Source organism: Brevibacillus brevis (assembly GCF_900637055.1).
Taxonomy (GTDB): Bacteria; Bacillota; Bacilli; order Brevibacillales; family Brevibacillaceae; genus Brevibacillus; species Brevibacillus brevis.
The window spans coordinates 2,401,227-2,420,507 of sequence record NZ_LR134338.1; the positions used below are offsets into that span (position 1 = coordinate 2,401,227).

Consider the following 19,281-nt stretch of genomic DNA (forward strand, 5'->3'; position numbering starts at 1 on the left):
GAAATGACTCGCATTCGATCGCGGGTCTTTTTTATATCAACATGAATCATAAGGAGGTAAAAACGGCATGGATTTGTTGTTTGCTATTCTACTGCTGGCAGGACTTTTTGCAATCTACGATGCGATTCGGAAGCTGAATCAAAACATAGTAACGCAAGTCGATCAAAACCAACGAATCATTGAACTACTGAATGAATTGAAGAGAAAGCAGTGAGGTTAAGGGTGACTGAGCACGACTGCGCAGTTGTCGCAATAGGGGTGGAGTGAGCAGTTTTTTTACGTATTCCGCATGATGATTACCAGAGTGGTAGTAAACTTCTCCAGCGACTTTACGTAAAACGGCTACATATTTGGGAATCAGGACCGAGATGACAAAATCCGGATTGTATTTGTCTTGTTCGTAGTCAATGAGTGGAAAATCACTAATCAGGAGTAAACTGTAATTACATCCATCTGGAACGGTGTGGTCCCATTCTTGAAGATTTGCAGAAAGATACGGCCAAGGCATATATTGATCTGAATGTGGTCTTGATCATAGGTCCAGGACCAGCGATTATCGTTTTCCCCATCGTATTCAAATGGTTTCAGCAATAATACTCGTTCTAAATCATTGGAAATTTTCAATTCAGTTCACCTTCGTTTTTACGCTTTTTCATAAAGATAAAGAATACCGTCGTCGATCGACCAAATACGTAAAGAATGCCTCCAATCGCTTGTTTGCGAAGGTAAGTATTTTTCGAGGTCATTTACGATTTTTTCCCAATCTTGATCACTATCATTAATCTCGATATACTCACCGTAAACCAAGTCAAAAACGAGGTAACCCATTTCGTACTCAATGCAATCGATCTTATAGTAAGAGATACTGTATACTTCGTCCCAGTCGATCTGAACAGGTTCAGCATGTTCGTAGTGGATGGAAATTTGATGGCGATCAACCGTAAAAATCAAATAGAACCAACTCCTTACCTGTTTATTTGCAGTATACCTGTTGGAGTGAAAGTTTTCCATAAATGTATGGAGGAGTGGTAGCTGCTTGGGGGGAGTGTAGATCTTTTTGGTCAACTGCCTCGAAAAATCAGAGAGATTCGTGTGTTGGGCGTAGGGTCGGGTGAGAGGAAACTTGAAACTGCATTCCGTTCACAAACAGGAATGAATCAATAATAAATCCAGAGGAGATGTAAAATGGACAATTGGATTCCAATTTCGGATGTGCAATATCGTCTGGTTTGGGGAAGATTTTATAAGGATTTCAATTTCAAACCTAGTGTCCATAGCAGTGATTGGCCTTCCTTTCATTTACCGATTCCTTTTGTTACTTTTGATATTACTGAATATACGGATGAGGATATCGATGATCTTGAGGAGAAGTGTGTTACGAACCTGAGAGCGGTGACTGGGTCTGACGAATTTATCTATGCACTTGATTGGCATCATGACTGCTACCTCTATAATCCGCATCTAGAGAATAGCAATGCAAGTAGAAGGATAGGGTTTTACCCAGATGGTGACTATAGCTTCTATTTACATAAAGATTTTAAGTGGGGATACTTAGGGCATCCCTGGGAGCAATCAATAAGCATCTTTGGAGAAGAACTGATTCATCATTTTGAAAGAAATAGACCAACTATATTTGGAAAGATAGTGCGTAGCAATCGATGAAGTATTTGATGGAATGCAAGCAGTGTTTAAATCAGAAGGAATTACGGAGCGAGAGTAGACGGAAAGTTATTATGTGATGAATGTTTACCTGAAAACCATAGGTGGGCTTTTAATAAATGTTCAATAGAATTGGCATTTCATTAGAAAAGGGGGAAGTAGATGAGTACTTTAGAAAAAGCGATTGTTATTGCAACCAATGTCCGTGTAGATAATATCCTTGGCAAAACAATACTGAACGGTGACTGAAGCACGTGGGCGTTTTGAACCTACGCTAGGGGTTGTATGTACCTGGATGCGTTGGACCAAAGCCTTCACAATTTCACGTCGCGTTTCGAATGAGGGATTGTCATCTAGTTTGTTTCGTAGAGATGTGAGTAATTGAAAAGCATTCATTACCTTAGTAGAGTAATCGCGGTCAACTTGTAGCGAGGTCCGTATTTCTTTTATCCGTTGCTCGAGGATCTCTTTCTCTTGATTGATTTTATGGATCTGTTTCTCTAAATCGGTAAAAGTAATGATGCTTTTACGGAAGAGGTCCAGGATACTCTGTCGTTCTACATCTTTATCATCAATGCTCTTTTGAATAAGTGTTATTTCGGTCTCCAAATCGATCTTCTCAGTCTGCTTTACTTCCCTAGCTGCAGCAATTTCCTGAAGGGCTTCCCCTGGCTGATTAATAAAGGCCAAGCAATCTCTCCACACAAGGTCTTCTATCCAATATTGCGGCAAATTCTTCGAAGTACATTTCCCTTGCATTGGGCCCTTATATACTTGTTTACCAGTACAGACATAGAATCCTTTCAAAGCTCGTTTACTTCCAGGATAATGAATCCCCACATACGTTAATCCGCAGCACTGACATTTTAGTAGGCTTCGAAGTAAATACTGATTCTTGGTGTTACGCATAGCTTCTATTTGATTACTTCGGAGGACTGCCTGTGCTTTTCCCATGTTTCTATATCAACGATGGCTGGAACTTCACGTTCTATCAAATCGCGTTTTCTTTTGCTCCGTTTTCCATAGATATGTAATCCATAGTAAGTGGTACTCGTAATGATCCCACGTATTCTTGAGGGGCGCCAAATACCCGCAGTTTTCTGTTTTCGTTTTCCTCGAGTAACTTTCCGATCATCCCTTGCGTAAGCCGTAGGAACACCTAAGGCATTTAAGTATTCTGAGACTTTTATGCATGAGTGGCCTTGGTTAGCAACCATATGGAAGATCAGCCTAACAACTCCTGCCTCAGTCATATCTGAGTGGGGGAGTAGCTCTTCACAAACCACCAGATAGCCTTCACTGTCTACGCGGTATCCATAGGGGACAATACCTCCAAGCCATTTACCAGCCCGTGCAGCGCGGTTTGCACCGTACCACAGACGTTCTATGATGGTCTCACGCTCTAAGTCAGCCACCCCTGCTAGAATGGTTAAAAGGAAACGGCCAGACGGATCTCCGGTATCAAATGGCTCCGTCATAGAACGAATTTTAACACCGTCACTTTCTAGATCGTGAACGGAATTTAGGATGATTCTAGCGGAACGTCCAAGTCGGTCTAAGCGGTAGATAAGAAGGAGATCGATAATTCCATTCCGTCCTTAGCATCTTGTAACAGTTCGTGGCCGGCTGGACGAGCTTCTAGAGGGATTGTTCCAGTAACCCCGTCATCCTTGTACCACTTAACGATTTCTAATTGATGGAGATCCGCGTACTTACGAGCAAACTCTAGCTGATTTTCGATCGTACCACGTTCTGCTTGATCATCTGAACTTGTTCGTGCATAGACAGCAAGGCGCATCTTTTTTCCTCCTCATTTTTGGTTAAGAACGTACGTTTGATAAATAGACTAAAAGAAAAGCCCGATCGGGCTGATAATGAGAAACATTAAGAACTATAACAAGTAACACGAGTCTTTAGTTTATCTAGAATTACATTATTTAGATTTATGAATAGTGATAGAGGAGTTCTTAACGGTGTAGGGGGTTCCCCAATGATATTTCGTAATGAAAAATTCGATGTACTCTATTTTTGAAACTGGGAGAGAAATCTTATGATAACAAAGAGCAGGCTCATTTTTATCTCCCAACAAAATCTGGTTACTATGAGTTGGATGGAGAAGATAAGCATCTCGAATGACTTGACCATTCGATAATCGTATTTTTACCTTGATTTCTTCGGAATCCATTTCTGTAAAAAATCTAATCGCAGGTTTAAGAAACAACCAATATAAAACTGTAATAAAACATACTACTAAAATAGCATCAACTGTTTTTGATTCGAACGCAGCGTCTAGGATTGCAGAATAGCCCAAGCCGAGACAAATGCAATAGTAGCCAGAACTAAAAACTAGTAAGAGCCTAACCCAAATATTATTACTTGCTTTCCATTTTTCTTCTTTTTTTGAGTTAAACCATAGTAAAGTTAAACCAATTGAAGCTAAGATTAACAAGTATATATCAGATTGAAAAAAAGGCGACGTTACTATTGCTGCTTTGAAAGACTGAAACATCGAAAAAGGAAAAAGATAAGCTAACACAATGTATTTTACAAAGTAAAGAATTTGCCGAAGTTCCTTATTCATTAATAATCGTTCACTCTTAGATGCTGTAAAGATTGTAATAATACCTGGCTTTAACACTATGAATAAGAAAATTGTACTCACAATAGGGAGTAATAACCGCAATATTGTAGCATCTGATACAAGTTTTGATAGGTCCATAAGATTCCTCTTAGAATAGGCATATTTTAGTGGTTACTCATATATTAATGTTTTATAGGTAAAAAATCCGTCGTATTATGTCGAAACTTAGGAATATTATCATATATACTTTTAAATGATGACAAGAAATGAAAAAACCTGCTATAAGCAGGAGAAGGTTAGATTACAGCAAGTTTTAATCTATTATGTATTTTTTATAATCGCTCTCCGCATAGTTGCGGCGTCACTTTAAACTGGTCCGATAAAATGTCTAGGATATCAGGCTGCTTGAAATCGTATGCAGTAATCATATGGAGTGGCAGTGCAGCATATCTTGTAAAGTTCCTTGCATCCCATTCCTGTAGCTCGCGGAATGCCGCTGGCATTATTAGCTGGCGGCCAGAATGACGTAGGATATGGCATAGCTCATGGTAAAAGTGCTCCCTTTGCATAAGTGAAGGGAGTCTTTTGTCTATCGTTATACTTTTGAAACGGCCAAACTCATATGCCATTGATGGCATCTCTTTGTAAACGAGATGGATGCCTAATGATCTAGCTATACGCTGTTCATCCATTTCCTCGGGGGTTTTTATCCTAAGTTGTTTGTAGAAGTGGCTTATCCAGATTTCAAGTGGGGTAGGAGAGTAGGACAATTTCATCAAATCACCTCTTGGGAACGTTTGTTCTTGCTGCGTAATCCTACCATGTGTTCAGTCTTCTTACTAGTGACAATAAATTGTATAATTTCTGGATGGATGACCAATTGGAGGAGAAATATATGATGATTGGGAAATGGTCAATCGATGTGATGTATGGACCGGGTGCTCAGGAAGACACAGAGATTGTTTTCTTACCAGACGGAACGGGATGGATTGCATTCTTTCACTATGAGTTATGTGAGTTAGAGACTTTTCGTTGGAGAAACAATGAAAATGGCAGTATTAGAATCAGCGGAGAAATATATCAAACGATAGGTGAACCACAGGAGAAATCAAATTTAGAAATGAATGAGCTGTTCTATACGGTTAAACTAGAAAATACTCCCTCTGGTGAGGAAATGAAGGTGATCACATTTTCTAAACCGATATGGTGTAATGAACAAAAATTTGGTTTGTTAACAGATAACATCGAAAATGAGAAACTACCATCATATAAAAACGAAGCAGAGAGTATAAAACAACTCATTCAATTCCTGCACTTGGATACTCCCGAAATATTTCAAAATGAAGCAATCGAAAAACTAAAACATGCTTCAGAAGAATATTTGGACATGTTAATACAACCTTTCGATAAATCATATTGGGATAATGCCGCAGTAGTATTATCTAGCATAGACCATCAACGTTTAAAAGGGCATATACCAAGTCTTCTAATGTGGTTACAAGATATGAACTGGCCGGGTGCTGAAGTAATCGCAAAAATACTGGTTGAAATGAGGGAACTGGTCATTCCTCATTTAAGACCGGTTTTACTCGGCAATGATAAATTGTGGATTTATTGGATATTGATAGCACTGGTGAAACATTGGCCTACAGAATTGATTCTTGAGTTAAAAGATGAGCTTATAATCCTATCAAACAGGCAATCACAAGAGGAGATTGATGTGATTGCTAATGAGATCCTAATACAGCATCGCCTGCTGTAATAAATTGAGCTGGAAAGGTGGGCTCAGCAAATGAATCTTATTGATATTCAGATAAAATTTAGCGAGGTTTTAAAAAAGAAACTAACCATAGAGGACTTCGAGCAATGGGTGTATGTGACTTCGGAGATTGAAGAGCATTATGGGAGCGCCTTCTATCTGGAGCTTATCAGCTTAGATTTCAAGGGGAGATATATTGATCTGGACTTGGAGCAAATGTTAACGCCGGTAATACCTTTTGGAGATCTTGAGTACCGAAGAGTCAAAGAGGAATTAGAAATAGTAGCTAGTGATGCGAATGATTTAGATAGGGTATTAGATAACATTTACGAGGACTATTGTGATGGATATAGTTTCTTGCGATTCTTGGGTCTGTCTTTTGCATTATTAAGTGGTTCTAATGGAACGTTGATTCTCAATGAAGGCATAAGTGAATTACTAAGGGAAGAAGCCAAAAGGATATTAAGCTTTATAGAAGTAGATAAGATCAGAATTACTGGAATGTTTGAGTACGACGACTTCAGAGACAGTGAAGATCGGATAGAATTAACAAATGTGGAACTTATGCTGCGGAAATTGGAGGATAGGATCGCAGGAAGCTGATATTAGTATTAACCGTAATTAGAACAGATTTTTGCAGCCTCTTGATCACTGATCAGGAGGTTATGTCGTTTTATGTCGAATGATGATGGGTGAACAATGTAGGTATTTTGCTGTAAATAGCGAATTATGTAAATGACAATAGAATGTAAAATGAAAACAGTCATAGGTTACCAAAGGGCATGGTTAAATATGTATAACAATCGAAAACTTCGACATTCAAAGAAACAAAAGACAACTCTCAATGTGAGTATGGCTGAAAAAGTCATTAATTTATTTGAACAAAAGGGATGGGAAATTGAAGATAGTTTAGAAATGGAACATAGTTTATTTAATCGTTTTTGTGTTATGCTAGAGAGCTTAACAGAAGAGCAACAAGAACTCGTTTTAGAATTATCTGAAAATTTCCTAAGGATCGCTTTGCCACAGTATAGTCTTGAAATTAAAAACCTTTTGATAAGAGTATATCAAGAAGATACTGAGTTAAATAAATTTAATAAAATCTATGTTATGCCATTATTGGCACCAAAAGATATTGGCAAATCCAAAAGTTCAACATTAATGGCATATTCATTCATAGCTACTGATTTACAATATTCAGTTTTTGCGTCAAAGCAAGTTATACTTGCAAATACGATTGATGCTTTACCTAAGAACATTAATAGTTCGACTTCGAGTATAATATTATTAGTAGATGATTTTATAGGTACAGGTGAAACAGCAGAGGATGCACTGAAACATATGTTTGATAATGATATTGCTAAGGACAAAATCGTTTTATTATCTTTAGTTGCTCAAAAGGAAGGTGTTGAGAGGATAGAATCCCTAGGCGTTAAATGTTTCGTGACTTATCTACAGGAAAAAGGGATATCAGGTGTATTTCCACCAGACGAGGCTAAAGAGAAATTGAAATTGATGCAATTGATCGAGCAAAAAATAAAAGTAAAAGCTAATAATAATTTGGGTTATGGAAAATCAGAGGCTTTGGTAGCAATGGCTAGAACTCCTAATAATACCTTCCCAATCTACTGGTATGAAAACGGAAAGAACATTGCTCCTTTTCCGAGGAGATAGCACACATGGTTAAAGATAGTGTTATGATTTTGATACTACAGTTAGTAAAAAATAATGGTAGTGTAGATAGATTATTAAATTTAGGGCTAGAATATTCACAAATAGCTCGTTGCTTATCGTTTATTAAGGAAGAAGGGTTTGCTGAAGGTACTGAAAGTGGACTTGTTTTATCGGAGAAGGGGAAGGCTAAATTAAAGGAGCTGAATAAAAAGTTTGACAGAAGTAAATCGGCAGAATGGATTTCTCCTCTAGATGAATTTAAACTAGACAAAGTTGGAATATATGAGATATATTTGCCTAGTAAAAGTGTGGTAAAAGAGCTTTGATGAAAAATATTAGACTTACGTTGAGAACACGTTGTCTGACGAGTCGTCAGGCGGAGAAGGACTTAATTTCAAGCCATCTTTACAAGCACTAAGCTTCAAACCGGAGCTTTTCGCTTAGTGCTTGTAAAGTCCGCTGCGCTTCAAAGAAGCTTGCGGGGCACAAGACCTCGCATAAATTACATTTATGCAAGCTCTCGTGCGAATGATAAAATTCAATGATTGGTAATATTTCCAATCAAAGCTCTTTACCAATGCAAAAAAGGAAAGAAATTATGAACTGGGAAACTTATAGAGTAAATTTCACATTACGTGCAAAAGAATTTGAGTATGACGAAGAATATATCAATAAATGTTTGCAATATTCAAAGAATCTATTTGATCGTTCATTGCCAGTGATATATGATCAACAACATCTATCAGCATTACTAGGATATAAGTATTCTTTTTTATTGAAAGTATCAAATTCAGCAAAGAACTTTTATCGTAATTTTGCTATATCTAAAAAAAATGGAGGGTTTCGAAAGATATCTGAACCCTTACCAAATCTTAAGGAGATCCAGAGATGGATTCTAGAGGAGATTCTTTATAAAAATAACGTAAGTGAATTTGCTAAAGCATACTTAAAAGGAAAATCGATTAGAGACAATGTTAGGTTTCATAGAGGGCAAAAATACGTAATTACTATTGATATAAAAAACTTTTTCCCATCAATTAGTGAAGAAAAAGTTTTTGTATTATTTATAGAAATGGGGTATTCCAAACCTGTTTCAGTTATGTTAGCAAAGTTATGTTGCTTGAACGGAAAATTACCACAAGGTGCTGTAACAAGTCCAATGCTTTCTAATATAATCATGAAAAGACTAGATAAACGTATTGCTGCCTTTGCTGTAAAAAATAGAGTAAGATATACTAGATATGCAGATGATTTAACATTTTCTGGAGACATTGAGCCTGGAAAAGTAATAAATTTCGTGAAAAAAGTTCTTGATGCCGACAATTTTAAAATCAATGATTCGAAGACAAGAGTAATGACAAAAAATCAGCGACAGCTTGTAACTGGAAGCGTCGTAAATGAAAAACTACAAGCACCTCGAGAAGTCCGAAGAAAAATTAGACAAGAATTATACTATATTAAAAAGTTTGGGCTAGCATCGCATTTAGAAAAACTCAATTCCTATAAAGCAAACTACTTAAAGCGACTCTTGGGATTAATCAATTACTGTCTTTTATTAAATCCAAAAGATGCTGAACTTATTAAAGGGAAAAACTACCTAAAAGAATTATTATAATAAAAAGGACGACCAGACATTGTTTTATAAACATCTGGTCGTCCTTTTTATATGTTATTAACCAGTATCCAAATAATAGCAGAATTTTATTATGCAATAACAAAAGGTACGCCTTAACAGAGATGTCTTTATCTTATTTAACAACTAGTACTTTAGTTGGTTGACTCACTGAAGAGTAGTTCGTACCAGACTTGGTTGATTTTTGTCCCTCAATAGGTTGGAGACCGCGATTTCTTAAAAGATCCATTAGTTCAGCTTTCTGGCTTTGGGTTGTATTATTTGTCATAATGAAACACCCCTAAAATCATTTGATGTCTTTATTATACTCTAAATTGGTTGCTTTGTTAATCAGCTCATAAAAATCATCTTGTAATGATTGTAGCAGCTCATTAGCATCTTTTTCGTTTAGAATATCTGGATCTAGAGTAATTAAAAAAACGTAATCACTCCCCAGTATATTCACATATCTTGTTACATAAAGACGACCTTCTTTATCACCTTTACCTGAGTACTCAAATTGATAGAATGTTGATTTAAAGGATAAGATTCCTTTAAGGATACCTGTTCGTTTAATTCCTTGTTCCTTAATTTTCCTTACTAATACTTCGTCAAGAGTTCTCCCTGTTATGACTCCATACTTACTTTCAAGCAAGTCGTCCGCAAGCTCTAAAAAACTTAAGATCATCAAATCAGTTCTTTTTATGTCCAGTATTTTCCTTTCTTTTAATTTATTATTATATGTTTGGATAAAGTCTACAATAGGTACGAAATCACCCTGCTCCAATTTTTTTAATGCATACTGAAAATTTTTAAGTATTTTTTATCGACAACAAAATAGAGTTGCAATAAAGCATTTAAATTAATCTCTTCTTTAACATATCCATCTAAGTGTTCTACTTTTATTTTGGAAATATTGTTGAGATGGTGCCTTATAGAAAATTTGTATAATTGTACTGCGTACACACTTGGCTGACTGTTTGTAAAAGAGCTCATTGCTGAAAGGAAATTGCTTCTTGCTTTTAGCGTAGCAAGTTCAGAATTTATTTTAATCATACTTGCAGCTTGCGAATTTATGTCATCTTCTTTTTGTCTTATAATATCCGTATAAAATGCAACAAGTAACATAACAATTAGAAGGGAGTAAACAACTGGTAATTGAATATAATCAAAAAGATAGAACAATACATTATCATAAAATGATTTAGAAATATCAGAGTGCTCAACCCAATTATCAATAAAAAATATTAATAGAAATGAAACGATTAATACGAAATATTTCCACCTATCAATAACTTTTTTCCAGTTTTTAGATAATTTCATGATAGCCATACACCACCAAACTGATTCTTATTTTTTCATATCTTCCTGCTCCGCAAGAAACTGCAAATACCACTGTGCTAACAAGTAGTTAAACATTACTTCACTATATAATTATTTTCCCATAGCCATATCACAACATCCATCTGACTGTTATGACTCTTTTGTATATTAATTGCTTTCCACAAGGTTGAAGGACTTTGTGATAGGGTAGGGTCCTTCACTAGTAATGCAGCAGCCCGAAGAGCATAGGCTTTATTATCCAGTGACTTTGTATATTTGCCAGCCTCTATTCCGCGGATAAAGCCTTCCTCACAGAGCCCCAAGAATGCACCTTTAGGACAACCTTTTTTCTGTCCATATGTACCTGCGCCAAATAGCTTGGTTGACGCCTTCTCCCAGGCTTCTTGGGGAGTAGCAGCTTGATTTGATTCAATCAATTTAACTGCCAGTAGTGCAGTTTCTCCGTATTTACCCATAAATTATGCCTCCTGTTCCCTAAAACGAGACGGCTCTTAATTAGATCGTCTCGTTGTCAGTTCTTCTTACTTAAATTTTTCTAAGTATCTTGAAAATACCCAACCTCGAATCAGTGTATCGTCACTAGTCCATTCAACTAAGGACCAGTCCTTTCTAGTCTCCACAACTCTAATGAATGTCCCAAAATAAAGCGTACTTAGCTTGCTTGACTTACTACTGGGTTTTTGTCTTACGCTAAGAGTATCTGCGGAAACAAACCTGTAATCAACTAATGCTTCCTTAGAAATTTCCGATTGTGAAACAGCTGATTTTATTTGCTTAATAGATTGAGGTTTATTTTGAATAGTTTTTCTATATTCGTCGAGTGCTGGTTGAAATACCCAAAAAATCATACTTGATACCAGATTAAGTACAATGCTTAAAATGACAGTTTTAAAAAACGGCTCTTTAAATTTTAATGCAATGATAATTAGTTTATTAATAGATGATTCAAGTGATTGAATCCGCGTCAAGATTCCACTCTCTTCTAATGCTAGACGAATCACTTCACTAATTTGATCGGAACTTAGAGAATTCATTCGAACGTTCTCATCTGCTTCAACTTGTACAGTACGTAAATTTTGAAGACTTTCAATATCTATACTGTTAAGAAAGGATGATACTTGATTAACCTTATCGGAACTAAATTTATATTCAGCCTGAAAAGCTTGTAAAGAATGAGAAAGGGATAAACTTATTTCTGGACTGATTACTTGGGAAACCAGTTTAGAGTGATACTGTAAGGATTTGGTGACCTCCGCGAATGCGGGATTAATTGGACGGATAGCATTTTGAAATTGAGCAAGTACCTTGGATTGGTACTGTAGTGTTTTCGCAACCTCAGTGGTTAGTGGACGAATAGCATTTTGGAATTGAGAAAGAATTTTGGATTGATACTGTAGTGTTTTCGTAACCTCCGCGAATGCGGGATTAATTGGACGGATAGCATTTTGGAATTGAGAAAGAACTTTGGATTGATACTGCAGTGTTTTCGTAACCTCAGCGAAGACGGGATTAATTGGACGAATAGCGTTTTGGAATTCAGAAAGTATTTTTGATTGGTACTGTAAAGATTTCGTGACTTCTGCAAACACAGGATTAATTGGTCTAATTACATCTTGCAGTACTTTTGATTGATACTCTATTGATTTAGCAGCATTGGATACCATGGGATTAAATGGATTATGAAATTGAGAGAATAGTTTCGCTTGATATTCGAAAACTGCCGTAGCTTTGCCTAGAGGCTGTTTAATTGGTTTAATGGCATAATTGCCTAGAGGTCGTTTTTTTATGCTCTTAGTATAATTGTTTCTTAGAGTAGAGATTGATCTTGAATCTAATGTTAAGGTGCGGTGACCAAGGTGCTTAACTTTAAAGTTAATCTTACTCATTAATATCCCCCATAAAAATGATCATTGGATTGACAATATGTAGAGCATTCAAAAAACTGATAATAACTTGGATAAAGTGAGAGACACGTATTTTAAAATGCGTGCCTCGTGTATTACTTCCTATTCTCTTGCTCCGTTAGATATCTTAAGTACCTTACATGCTCTAAAGCCTTCTGTTTATCTTCCTCGCTTAGCTTTTCTAATTCATAGAAGAATAAGCTTTCAAATTCAGAAGTGGACTTTTTCTTCTCTACTACAGAGGCATTATCTTCTATTCTTTCCGGATCGTCACTAATTCCAAGTAGCCAATCTAGAGAGCAGTTATATACCTTAGCGATCCGAGACAACATCTCTTTGTCAGGGGATCTATAATTCCTTTCGTAGTTAGAAACTACTTGAGATGAGATACCAAGTCTCGAGGCTGCTAAGGTTTGTGTCCAACCACGTTGTTCACGTAATGCTTTTAATTTATTGCCAAGAGTCAAAGTAATCACCTCCAGTAATAAATAGTTTACCATTTATAAACGCACCGTTTAATATTATAAACGAAAAGTTTAATTATGCACTTGACTAAACGAAACGTTTATCTTATTATCTGAACAAGAGGTAAACAAAACGTTTAGACGAGAGGTGAAAGTTTTTGATTGCTGTACATGAAAGAATAGAGCAGATTAGGGTCGATAGAGGTGTAACAAAGTCGTATTTAGCTAAGAAACTAGGTATTACAGCAATGGGTTATCACCACCTGGCTACAGGAAGATCACCAATTAGTACGGACAGTTTACAAATAATTGCAGAGGCTTTAGAAGTTGATCCAAGAAATTTTTTTGCCTGAAACTAAACGATTCGGTTAGTTTCGAGGGCAATATACAATTACTAGCTTGAAAGGAGGCCAACAATGATCAAACCACCTAAAGGTATCGAATTCCACCGTGAGTTCGCACCTGATATGAAACGTATGGTCCATGCTTTGGAGGTTCTACTTAAGTCAAAACCAGCAAAACCAAAGGAAGTCACTGAGACGGATCAACCAGTAAAGAAAGAGGAAACAGCCTAAAGGAGTGCTGGACGACACTCACACAACTGCATAGAGCGCCGAAGAGCGGGAGCGGCCGAAGAAATGAGCCGCGCCTTAATACATTCCACCAATTCACCAGGTAAGGGTGATAACAAGGTCAAGGTGGGGTCACTGCCAAGACTCGACGCTGCATGCAGTTGTGTGATGAAAGTGAGGTGAAAATAATGCATCTGACTGAACAACGTATTCGTGAGATCGTGCAGGAAGAGTTCAAGGCTGCTATAGATGAGAGAGCCGCCGAGTAAGCGGCTCAAAAGGATGAATATCTAAAAGTTATATTGGAATCCTTACCCGATGTTCTAGACAAGCAAGTTGGATCAATTACTCATGACACTTTATATGAACTAGCCCAGCTGCTTACCACCACGGATAGGGCACATGAATTACCAACGTTTCATCCACGCCTGTTGCTCGTAAGTTATTAGCAAATAGTCTTTCCCGTCAATAACAGATTTCTCGATGCTTTCGACTGAATCAACGGTATGTCCCAGACCATTAAGTCGCTGTGAGCAGTTGAACCAAGGGATTGAGAAACAAGAATTATCGCCAAATCACGAGCTTCATTCTCAACTCATCCAGCTTGGAGGCTTTAAAGATTCCATTCATCAATCCATAAGAGAATTTTTCTCTATCTGTTAAAACAAGTTTTTCTACACTTTGCTTGAAAGCCTCAACACCATCAACGTAAACAGTTCCTCCCCCTACAAAGTCACCTTTTGAGAAATCAAACTTGTGGGATTTTTTGAAATCCGTTGCGGCAAAGCGAGCTCCAATAGTTGTTCTAACAGGTGTTTCAGGTATCCATTTCATTCTTTCCACCCCTTTTACTGTGAGTAGAAGAACGTCACTCGCCAAAGTTCACGTTCTTCCGACATCAGATTCGACAAGGGTCATGGAAAGTCCTACCAATTGCTTCTAGTATCGCTTTTAAAAGAAAAAGCCCCATCGCTATCCACGAGGGGAAGTCTGAAAGATGAGCAAAGTTTCATTGTAATTCGAAAACCAAATAGAAAAGAGGAGAACAGATGGGGAACAACAGCACTAGAATTTCACTATATTCTCGCGCTCGGATACATGACATCTGTGGATATGCTTATCAAAATCAGCGTACAGGCGAACAACTGACGAATGAATCACTTGGGAAGAGGCTAGGAAGATCGGCACGCTTGGTATCGGATGTAATTAATGGCCGAGCGACGCCATCCCGAGAGGATGCGGAAGCGTTCGTGAAGGAATGCGGGTTATTGTCATGACCAAGACAAAGAGAATCTTTGAAATCCAGACTTAAAGACTTTGGACAAATTGGTATCAACGTTTAGGCAAAAGCTCCAATTTACTTGCCTACCCCCTCTGTCTTTTCCTACCCTATAACCAGAGGGGGAGAGAATATGTACGCATGCAGCTACTCAGGCACTGTACTCGGCATAGATGGAATGGTCGTCACTGTAGAAACAGACATAGCAAATGGCTTACCTCAATTCGATTTGGTCGGACTTGGCGGCTCCGCAGTAAAAGAAGCGAGAGATCGTGTTCGAGCTGCCTTGCGCAATGCAGGATACGATTACCCAATGCAGCGGATCACCGTCAACCTGGCACCAGCTGACCAGCGCAAAGAAGGCTCAGGTTTCGACCTTGCTATTGCATTTGGAATTTTACTAGCCTCGAAGCAAATGCTCCCTAGACCAGAGAGAACCCTCGTTCTTGGAGAGCTGGCATTAGACGGTTCTCTTCGCCCTGTAACGGGTGTACTCCCCATTCTGCTAGAAGCTAAAAATGCAGGATTTACCCATGTGATCCTCCCCGAACAAAATGTATCGGAAGCACGGCTCGTCGACATTATCGTATTGCCTGCGAGCAATCTGGAAGAGGCTGTGAGCTACTGGAAAGAAGGACTTCATAGTAAGAACTCAGACTTGATTTTTCCCGAATCGGAGAAAGGCAAGACAAATGCCAACCAACTGCCCCCAGACTTTGCCAATGTTTACGGACAGCAATTTGTAAAACGTGGCTTGGAGATCGCTGCAGCTGGATTTCATAATGTGATATTGGTGGGGCCTCCAGGTTCAGGGAAAACCCTTTTAGCTACTTGCCTGCCTGGTATCATGCCGAACATGACCATACATGAATCTTACGAAGTGACGAAAATATACAGTATTGCTGGTCAATTGAAGCGGGAGAGTGGGCTTGTCGAGGAAAGACCTTTTCGTGCCCCGCACCATACAATTACAGCTACTGCACTGATTGGCGGTGGTGCGCAAATCCCGCGTCCCGGAGAGTGTAGCTTGTCTCACGGTGGTATCCTCTTCCTTGATGAGATGCCCGAGTTTTCTCGGCATGTATTAGAGGTACTGCGCCAGCCGCTGGAATCAGGGGTTGTTACGATTGGACGATCCAAGCAGGTTTTTACCTTTCCTGCTCGGTTTCTGTTAATCGGTTCGTGCAATCCATGTCCTTGCGGATTCTACGCTACTCGAGAGAAGCAAACCTGCTCATGCTCTCCCCAACAAATCTACAAATACCGGTCAAAGCTCTCGGGTCCCCTGCTAGACCGCATCGACCTGCACATCGAGGTGCCGCGAGTGCCAGTTCAACTTCTTCACAACAGAAAAGCAGAGGAGTCCTCGAAAGACATTCAACAACGAGTAGAACAAGCGAGGGCTGTTCAATGCGCAAGATACCACTACCGACCGGGATGTCCTTTTAACAGCGTGATGAATGGCGAAGAACTGCGACAATTTGCTCAGCTGGATAAGGAAGGACAAGAGATGCTGCAGCTTGCCTTCGAGACATTAGGTTTGAGTGCAAGAGCCTACGATAGAATTGTGAAAGTGGCGAGAACGATTGCAGATTTAGATGGCGCTTCCCGTGTAGATGCTGCACATGTAGCAGAAGCGATTCGCTACAGAGCCTTGGATCGAGGGCTACTTTTTTAAGAGTGCTAGATATACAAAAAAACCGATAAGTTTAAACGTCTCAGTGCCAATACCTCAAAGGTATGAACATTTAACATCCTTGCTAGTGTAGAAAGAAAGAACATAGATGCGATGAGGAAGAACCAATTATTTTCATTTTTTATGCCCTATAGATGTAAATGTTAACCTCATTCAGACTCACTAGTTTCATCAAACAATGGCTTATCCTTAGCAGTAAATTCTAATCGTAAATGAATACGGTACAAGATTTCAATTCCTTCAGCAAATCCAAGCAAGAATATAGAAGGAATGACGGAATAAAACACACTGGTTAGAAAATGGAGAAAATTATCATTAAGATCGTCGAACCAAATAAATAACCCAACGATAAAACCAACTATACTAATAACAAACGCGAGAATCCGAATCCAACGAGCGTATTTATTTGTATAGCGTTTGAACAATACTCTCAGCTCCAAAGTATCCAATTTTGTGGAAAGTAGAAATCCTCATCATTTTGATTACGAAAACAGAATAGCGCGTAGTTATCACTCACATCATTACATTTAGTCTCAAGTCAGTGGCATCCACTTTTTATCTTTTTCGTCATCGTATGTAGGCTTTCTAACAAATGGTCTGCCGTGATCGTCGCAGGCTCCAAAACGAATAAAGTTTCCCTGTGCCTTTCGTAGGGATACTTTGTTTGCGCCCCTATCTGAATCTGGTTCCATAAATTGAAAGGGATCATCCTCCCAGAAACAAATTGGACAGATATCGAATTCTCCGTCATGACAGAGCGTTTTATAACCGCAACATGGACAAGTGAATTTTGCATTCATTTGATTTTGCTCACTTCCTAAATCCAAGAGATAATTCTCCCAACAGTGAATAAACTATCTTGCCATAATGAGCAATCCATAAGAAAAAAAGATCCATACAATCAGCAACGATCCAAAGACTGCATTTCGCCTATAATCCTTATTGTTGACAATTTTCTTCATAATAAATGTAAAGTTAACAAAGAACAAAATAGCCAGAATAGGATTAAGGTATATCGCAGTAAAAATAATGAAACCCATATTAATCACCTCATCCAAATTATACCATATATGCCTGGGTGATTATCAATATGCGCTCAGTTAGTCTGCATGTGCCTCGTAAATGAACGCACCACATACAGACTAAGCACTTCACTACCGAGCAATGGGTATTTTCTACACATAGCCCTATACAACCGTAACCACATAAAACACAAACTCCCCGCAATCCCCACTATCCCAAGGCCGACAATACTTCAAAGAAATCGACGTCATTCCTCGCCGTAAAGCCTGGAAAGATATCACCTGATGCCCCTCTTGCCCAATACGAGCCGGTGATGATGGAGGAACAAAATGATTCGCATGCAACGATAAAAAGCGAGCATCGACTGGATTAGACAAGTCCCACTGGTAGCCGGTTGAGGGATTTGCCACTAGCGAAATTGTGAACAAGTTGCCTTCCTGAACTTGTAGTGTATACGTTGAGGTCTTAATCACTGGCCTTCCTTCCTCCTTTTGGATGAAGTGGTAACCCATTTTCCATACCATATGAAAAAAGTTTTGATAGCTGCTAACGACAAAACAAACAGTTAAAATTTTATTTTCATTCATTTCATGAGATCCAATTCGTTTACAAGTTGTGGAATTGCTTGATACATCTATCATTTAGCGAAATGATTATGATGGAAAATAGCCATTATACGGACAATGTTCCTAATTAATTTGAAACAATTAGTATGATCTGGAAAGGAATATGCAAGATGTTGGCGAATAAGTAGGGACAAAGACATATATTGTCGAAATGTCTGCTGTTATTTGTAATCTTTATTACCTAGTTATTGTTATGGCTAGAAATATCCAGAGTGAGTAGAATTTCTTTTGCTCGTGCATGTAGGTACATTTCCCAGCACTTCCATGGCGCAGAATATCTCGCGCATGGAAGAAGCTTTTTCTTTGTGTTCATACTTGCTAGGAAAGGGAAAGGAAAATTGATGGAGAGCATTGCAGAATTATTTAAGAAAAAAGAGTACTACCACGCATTTCAGCCTATATGTCAACTTCCTGAGAAAAGTAGGATAGGGTATGAAGTATTACTTCGCAGTAAAGCGGGGATCCATCCAGAGGCATTGTTTTCTTTGGCGAAGGAAAACAAAATGCTGCCAGAACTCGACGTCCATTCCCTGCATCATGCACTCTCGACTTTTTTTCATTCGTCGCTTGAACACAAAAACGAGCTTTTATTTGTGAATATTTTTCCTTCTACCATAATAGAAGACACATTTCCTGGCTTCATTCAAAAGATCGCTCGTTCCTTCCGTCCCTTTTTAACCCAAATCGTTTTGGAGATCAACGAATCGATTATGGAAGGAGAATGCTGGAGCGAACCCATTTTTACACGACGCATAGCTGAATTGAAAAAGATGGGGTTTCTAATTGCACTGGATGATGTCGGAGATGGCGCGAACATATTCAGTAAAATTGAAGATATTTCGCCAGATTACATCAAGATTGATCGCTTTTTTTCGCAAGAGCTCTCGAGTTCATTAGAAAAGCAAAAGACTGTAAAATTGTTTGTCGATTTTTGCAAAGATGCACCTCAACTCATTCTCGAAGGAGTTGAAGAAGAAGAAGATTTTGCTTGCGCTTCTTTTTTGGGCGTTGCAATCGGCCAGGGATACTTGTTTGGTAAACCAGGCAGCTTGCCGGACGAATAAGAGGACAATGCAGAATTGGAGGAA

General features: G+C 38.4%; 27 protein-coding genes and 1 pseudogene. 12 read left to right on the forward strand and 16 right to left on the reverse strand.

The genetic code is table 11. From position 1 onward, the window contains the following. The first annotated feature begins 67 nt into the window (after positions 1-67). Positions 68-214 carry a hypothetical protein gene (locus EL268_RS32770; RefSeq protein WP_164724464.1) on the forward strand — a complete coding sequence of 49 codons (147 nt, stop codon included), beginning with the start codon at positions 68-70 and terminating at the stop codon, positions 212-214. Between the two features lie 428 nt (positions 215-642). On the opposite strand, the gene EL268_RS12070 is transcribed toward EL268_RS32770, so the two are convergent. Next, positions 643-951: a hypothetical protein gene (locus EL268_RS12070; protein ID WP_106653420.1), complete on the reverse strand. Its 309-nt coding sequence runs from the start codon at positions 949-951 to the stop codon at positions 643-645. A gap of 234 nt (positions 952-1,185) precedes the next feature. Between EL268_RS12070 and EL268_RS12075 the strand changes: the two genes are divergently transcribed. Beyond that, the gene (locus EL268_RS12075; protein ID WP_106653421.1) at positions 1,186-1,662 is read left to right on the forward strand and encodes a DUF2716 domain-containing protein; all 477 of its coding nucleotides are present in this window, start codon (positions 1,186-1,188) and stop codon (positions 1,660-1,662) included. A gap of 168 nt (positions 1,663-1,830) precedes the next feature. Here the strand turns inward: EL268_RS12075 and EL268_RS33265 are convergent, their stop codons facing one another. The 6 genes and pseudogenes from EL268_RS33265 to EL268_RS12090 all read right to left on the reverse strand — a co-directional run bounded on the left by EL268_RS33265 (position 1,831) and on the right by EL268_RS12090 (position 5,016). Beyond that, entirely contained in the window at positions 1,831-2,349 is a 519-nt protein-coding gene (locus EL268_RS33265; RefSeq protein ID WP_232030620.1) for a hypothetical protein, read from the reverse strand. Positions 2,350-2,409: 60 nt separating this feature from the next. Next, positions 2,410-2,613: pseudogene (locus EL268_RS33270) on the reverse strand (recombinase family protein); the annotation flags it as partial. Further along, complete coding sequence (locus tag EL268_RS33275) at positions 2,574-3,245, reverse strand: recombinase family protein (RefSeq protein WP_331251424.1); 672 nt, start codon at positions 3,243-3,245, stop codon at positions 2,574-2,576. The pseudogene EL268_RS33270 and the gene EL268_RS33275, both read right to left, overlap by 40 nt. Then, positions 3,215-3,457, reverse strand: coding sequence for a recombinase family protein (locus tag EL268_RS33280; protein WP_232030395.1), 243 nt, complete (start codon positions 3,455-3,457; stop codon positions 3,215-3,217). The genes EL268_RS33275 and EL268_RS33280 overlap by 31 nt, the downstream gene beginning before the upstream one ends. A gap of 135 nt (positions 3,458-3,592) precedes the next feature. After that, the gene (locus EL268_RS12085) at positions 3,593-4,378 is read right to left on the reverse strand and encodes a hypothetical protein (RefSeq protein ID WP_106653422.1); all 786 of its coding nucleotides are present in this window, start codon (positions 4,376-4,378) and stop codon (positions 3,593-3,595) included. Positions 4,379-4,572: 194 nt separating this feature from the next. After that, the gene (locus EL268_RS12090) at positions 4,573-5,016 is read right to left on the reverse strand and encodes an ImmA/IrrE family metallo-endopeptidase (RefSeq protein ID WP_106653423.1); all 444 of its coding nucleotides are present in this window, start codon (positions 5,014-5,016) and stop codon (positions 4,573-4,575) included. Between the two features lie 119 nt (positions 5,017-5,135). Here EL268_RS12090 and EL268_RS12095 point away from each other — a divergent pair, with 119 nt between their 5' ends. From EL268_RS12095 to EL268_RS12115, 5 genes are all read left to right on the forward strand, one after another. Then, positions 5,136-6,002 (forward strand): DUF5071 domain-containing protein, encoded by an 867-nt coding sequence (locus EL268_RS12095; RefSeq protein WP_164724465.1) that lies wholly within the window; start codon positions 5,136-5,138, stop codon positions 6,000-6,002. A 30-nt stretch (positions 6,003-6,032) separates the two neighbouring features. Next, a complete protein-coding gene (locus EL268_RS12100; protein ID WP_106653425.1) occupies positions 6,033-6,602 on the forward strand; it encodes a hypothetical protein in 570 nt (189 codons plus the stop codon). A gap of 189 nt (positions 6,603-6,791) precedes the next feature. Then, complete coding sequence (locus tag EL268_RS12105; RefSeq protein WP_170154331.1) at positions 6,792-7,673, forward strand: phosphoribosyltransferase-like protein; 882 nt, start codon at positions 6,792-6,794, stop codon at positions 7,671-7,673. A gap of 5 nt (positions 7,674-7,678) precedes the next feature. Beyond that, positions 7,679-7,999: a hypothetical protein gene (locus tag EL268_RS12110; RefSeq protein WP_106653427.1), complete on the forward strand. Its 321-nt coding sequence runs from the start codon at positions 7,679-7,681 to the stop codon at positions 7,997-7,999. A gap of 215 nt (positions 8,000-8,214) precedes the next feature. After that, positions 8,215-9,288: a retron St85 family RNA-directed DNA polymerase gene (locus tag EL268_RS12115; RefSeq protein WP_106653428.1), complete on the forward strand. Its 1,074-nt coding sequence runs from the start codon at positions 8,215-8,217 to the stop codon at positions 9,286-9,288. A 304-nt stretch (positions 9,289-9,592) separates the two neighbouring features. On the opposite strand, the gene EL268_RS12120 is transcribed toward EL268_RS12115, so the two are convergent. The 5 genes from EL268_RS12120 to EL268_RS12140 all read right to left on the reverse strand — a co-directional run bounded on the left by EL268_RS12120 (position 9,593) and on the right by EL268_RS12140 (position 13,009). Further along, on the reverse strand, positions 9,593-10,072 hold the full coding sequence (locus EL268_RS12120) for a hypothetical protein (RefSeq protein WP_106653429.1): 480 nt from the start codon (positions 10,070-10,072) through the stop codon (positions 9,593-9,595). Between the two features lie 5 nt (positions 10,073-10,077). Beyond that, positions 10,078-10,608 carry a hypothetical protein gene (locus EL268_RS12125; RefSeq protein WP_126435422.1) on the reverse strand — a complete coding sequence of 177 codons (531 nt, stop codon included), beginning with the start codon at positions 10,606-10,608 and terminating at the stop codon, positions 10,078-10,080. A gap of 95 nt (positions 10,609-10,703) precedes the next feature. After that, a complete protein-coding gene (locus tag EL268_RS12130; RefSeq protein ID WP_106653431.1) occupies positions 10,704-11,084 on the reverse strand; it encodes a DUF6979 family protein in 381 nt (126 codons plus the stop codon). Between the two features lie 66 nt (positions 11,085-11,150). After that, positions 11,151-12,515, reverse strand: coding sequence for an SH3 domain-containing protein (locus EL268_RS12135; protein WP_106653432.1), 1,365 nt, complete (start codon positions 12,513-12,515; stop codon positions 11,151-11,153). A gap of 113 nt (positions 12,516-12,628) precedes the next feature. Next, positions 12,629-13,009, reverse strand: a complete 381-nt coding sequence (locus EL268_RS12140; protein WP_232030545.1) for a helix-turn-helix domain-containing protein — start codon at positions 13,007-13,009, stop codon at positions 12,629-12,631. A 146-nt stretch (positions 13,010-13,155) separates the two neighbouring features. On the opposite strand from EL268_RS12140, the gene EL268_RS12145 reads away from it, so the two are divergent. Both EL268_RS12145 and EL268_RS32775 read left to right on the forward strand, forming a co-directional pair. Next, positions 13,156-13,350: a helix-turn-helix domain-containing protein gene (locus tag EL268_RS12145; protein WP_106653434.1), complete on the forward strand. Its 195-nt coding sequence runs from the start codon at positions 13,156-13,158 to the stop codon at positions 13,348-13,350. 63 nt (positions 13,351-13,413) lie between these two features. Further along, positions 13,414-13,572 carry a hypothetical protein gene (locus EL268_RS32775; RefSeq protein WP_164724467.1) on the forward strand — a complete coding sequence of 53 codons (159 nt, stop codon included), beginning with the start codon at positions 13,414-13,416 and terminating at the stop codon, positions 13,570-13,572. Positions 13,573-14,133: 561 nt separating this feature from the next. Here the strand turns inward: EL268_RS32775 and EL268_RS12150 are convergent. Next, the gene (locus tag EL268_RS12150) at positions 14,134-14,403 is read right to left on the reverse strand and encodes a GPW/gp25 family protein (protein WP_106653435.1); all 270 of its coding nucleotides are present in this window, start codon (positions 14,401-14,403) and stop codon (positions 14,134-14,136) included. A gap of 215 nt (positions 14,404-14,618) precedes the next feature. Between EL268_RS12150 and EL268_RS33930 the strand changes: the two genes are divergently transcribed. Together EL268_RS33930 and EL268_RS12155 are read left to right on the forward strand one after the other, a co-directional pair. After that, complete coding sequence (locus EL268_RS33930; RefSeq protein ID WP_373863404.1) at positions 14,619-14,846, forward strand: helix-turn-helix domain-containing protein; 228 nt, start codon at positions 14,619-14,621, stop codon at positions 14,844-14,846. Positions 14,847-14,981: 135 nt separating this feature from the next. Next, positions 14,982-16,526, forward strand: coding sequence for a YifB family Mg chelatase-like AAA ATPase (locus EL268_RS12155; protein ID WP_106653437.1), 1,545 nt, complete (start codon positions 14,982-14,984; stop codon positions 16,524-16,526). Between the two features lie 167 nt (positions 16,527-16,693). On the opposite strand, the gene EL268_RS12160 is transcribed toward EL268_RS12155, so the two are convergent. From EL268_RS12160 to EL268_RS12175, 3 genes are all read right to left on the reverse strand, one after another. Then, complete coding sequence (locus EL268_RS12160; RefSeq protein ID WP_106653438.1) at positions 16,694-16,969, reverse strand: hypothetical protein; 276 nt, start codon at positions 16,967-16,969, stop codon at positions 16,694-16,696. A gap of 108 nt (positions 16,970-17,077) precedes the next feature. Further along, entirely contained in the window at positions 17,078-17,344 is a 267-nt protein-coding gene (locus EL268_RS12165; protein ID WP_106653559.1) for a CPCC family cysteine-rich protein, read from the reverse strand. A 387-nt stretch (positions 17,345-17,731) separates the two neighbouring features. Beyond that, the gene (locus tag EL268_RS12175; RefSeq protein ID WP_106653560.1) at positions 17,732-18,040 is read right to left on the reverse strand and encodes a protease inhibitor I42 family protein; all 309 of its coding nucleotides are present in this window, start codon (positions 18,038-18,040) and stop codon (positions 17,732-17,734) included. 494 nt (positions 18,041-18,534) lie between these two features. Between EL268_RS12175 and EL268_RS12180 the strand changes: the two genes are divergently transcribed. Next, a complete protein-coding gene (locus EL268_RS12180) occupies positions 18,535-19,257 on the forward strand; it encodes an EAL domain-containing protein (protein ID WP_106653440.1) in 723 nt (240 codons plus the stop codon). Positions 19,258-19,281 lie beyond the last annotated feature (24 nt).

Bases quoted from the DNA above. Each gene is read 5' to 3' on its own strand.
- EL268_RS32770 (WP_164724464.1), top strand. From the start codon at position 68: ATGGATTTGTTGTTTGCTATTCTACTGCTGGCAGGACTTTTTGCAATC.
- EL268_RS12075 (WP_106653421.1), top strand. From the start codon at position 1,186: ATGGACAATTGGATTCCAATTTCGGATGTGCAATATCGTCTGGTTTGG.
- EL268_RS33280 (WP_232030395.1), bottom strand. From the start codon at position 3,457: ATGCGCCTTGCTGTCTATGCACGAACAAGTTCAGATGATCAAGCAGAA.
- EL268_RS12085 (WP_106653422.1), bottom strand. From the start codon at position 4,378: ATGGACCTATCAAAACTTGTATCAGATGCTACAATATTGCGGTTATTA.
- EL268_RS12090 (WP_106653423.1), bottom strand. From the start codon at position 5,016: ATGAAATTGTCCTACTCTCCTACCCCACTTGAAATCTGGATAAGCCAC.
- EL268_RS12095 (WP_164724465.1), top strand. From the start codon at position 5,136: ATGATGATTGGGAAATGGTCAATCGATGTGATGTATGGACCGGGTGCT.
- EL268_RS12100 (WP_106653425.1), top strand. From the start codon at position 6,033: ATGAATCTTATTGATATTCAGATAAAATTTAGCGAGGTTTTAAAAAAG.
- EL268_RS12105 (WP_170154331.1), top strand. From the start codon at position 6,792: ATGTATAACAATCGAAAACTTCGACATTCAAAGAAACAAAAGACAACT.
- EL268_RS12110 (WP_106653427.1), top strand. From the start codon at position 7,679: ATGGTTAAAGATAGTGTTATGATTTTGATACTACAGTTAGTAAAAAAT.
- EL268_RS12115 (WP_106653428.1), top strand. From the start codon at position 8,215: ATGATTGGTAATATTTCCAATCAAAGCTCTTTACCAATGCAAAAAAGG.
- EL268_RS12125 (WP_126435422.1), bottom strand. From the start codon at position 10,608: ATGAAATTATCTAAAAACTGGAAAAAAGTTATTGATAGGTGGAAATAT.
- EL268_RS12130 (WP_106653431.1), bottom strand. From the start codon at position 11,084: ATGGGTAAATACGGAGAAACTGCACTACTGGCAGTTAAATTGATTGAA.
- EL268_RS12135 (WP_106653432.1), bottom strand. From the start codon at position 12,515: ATGAGTAAGATTAACTTTAAAGTTAAGCACCTTGGTCACCGCACCTTA.
- EL268_RS32775 (WP_164724467.1), top strand. From the start codon at position 13,414: ATGATCAAACCACCTAAAGGTATCGAATTCCACCGTGAGTTCGCACCT.
- EL268_RS12150 (WP_106653435.1), bottom strand. From the start codon at position 14,403: ATGAAATGGATACCTGAAACACCTGTTAGAACAACTATTGGAGCTCGC.
- EL268_RS33930 (WP_373863404.1), top strand. From the start codon at position 14,619: ATGGGGAACAACAGCACTAGAATTTCACTATATTCTCGCGCTCGGATA.
- EL268_RS12155 (WP_106653437.1), top strand. From the start codon at position 14,982: ATGTACGCATGCAGCTACTCAGGCACTGTACTCGGCATAGATGGAATG.
- EL268_RS12165 (WP_106653559.1), bottom strand. From the start codon at position 17,344: ATGAATGCAAAATTCACTTGTCCATGTTGCGGTTATAAAACGCTCTGT.
- EL268_RS12180 (WP_106653440.1), top strand. From the start codon at position 18,535: ATGGAGAGCATTGCAGAATTATTTAAGAAAAAAGAGTACTACCACGCA.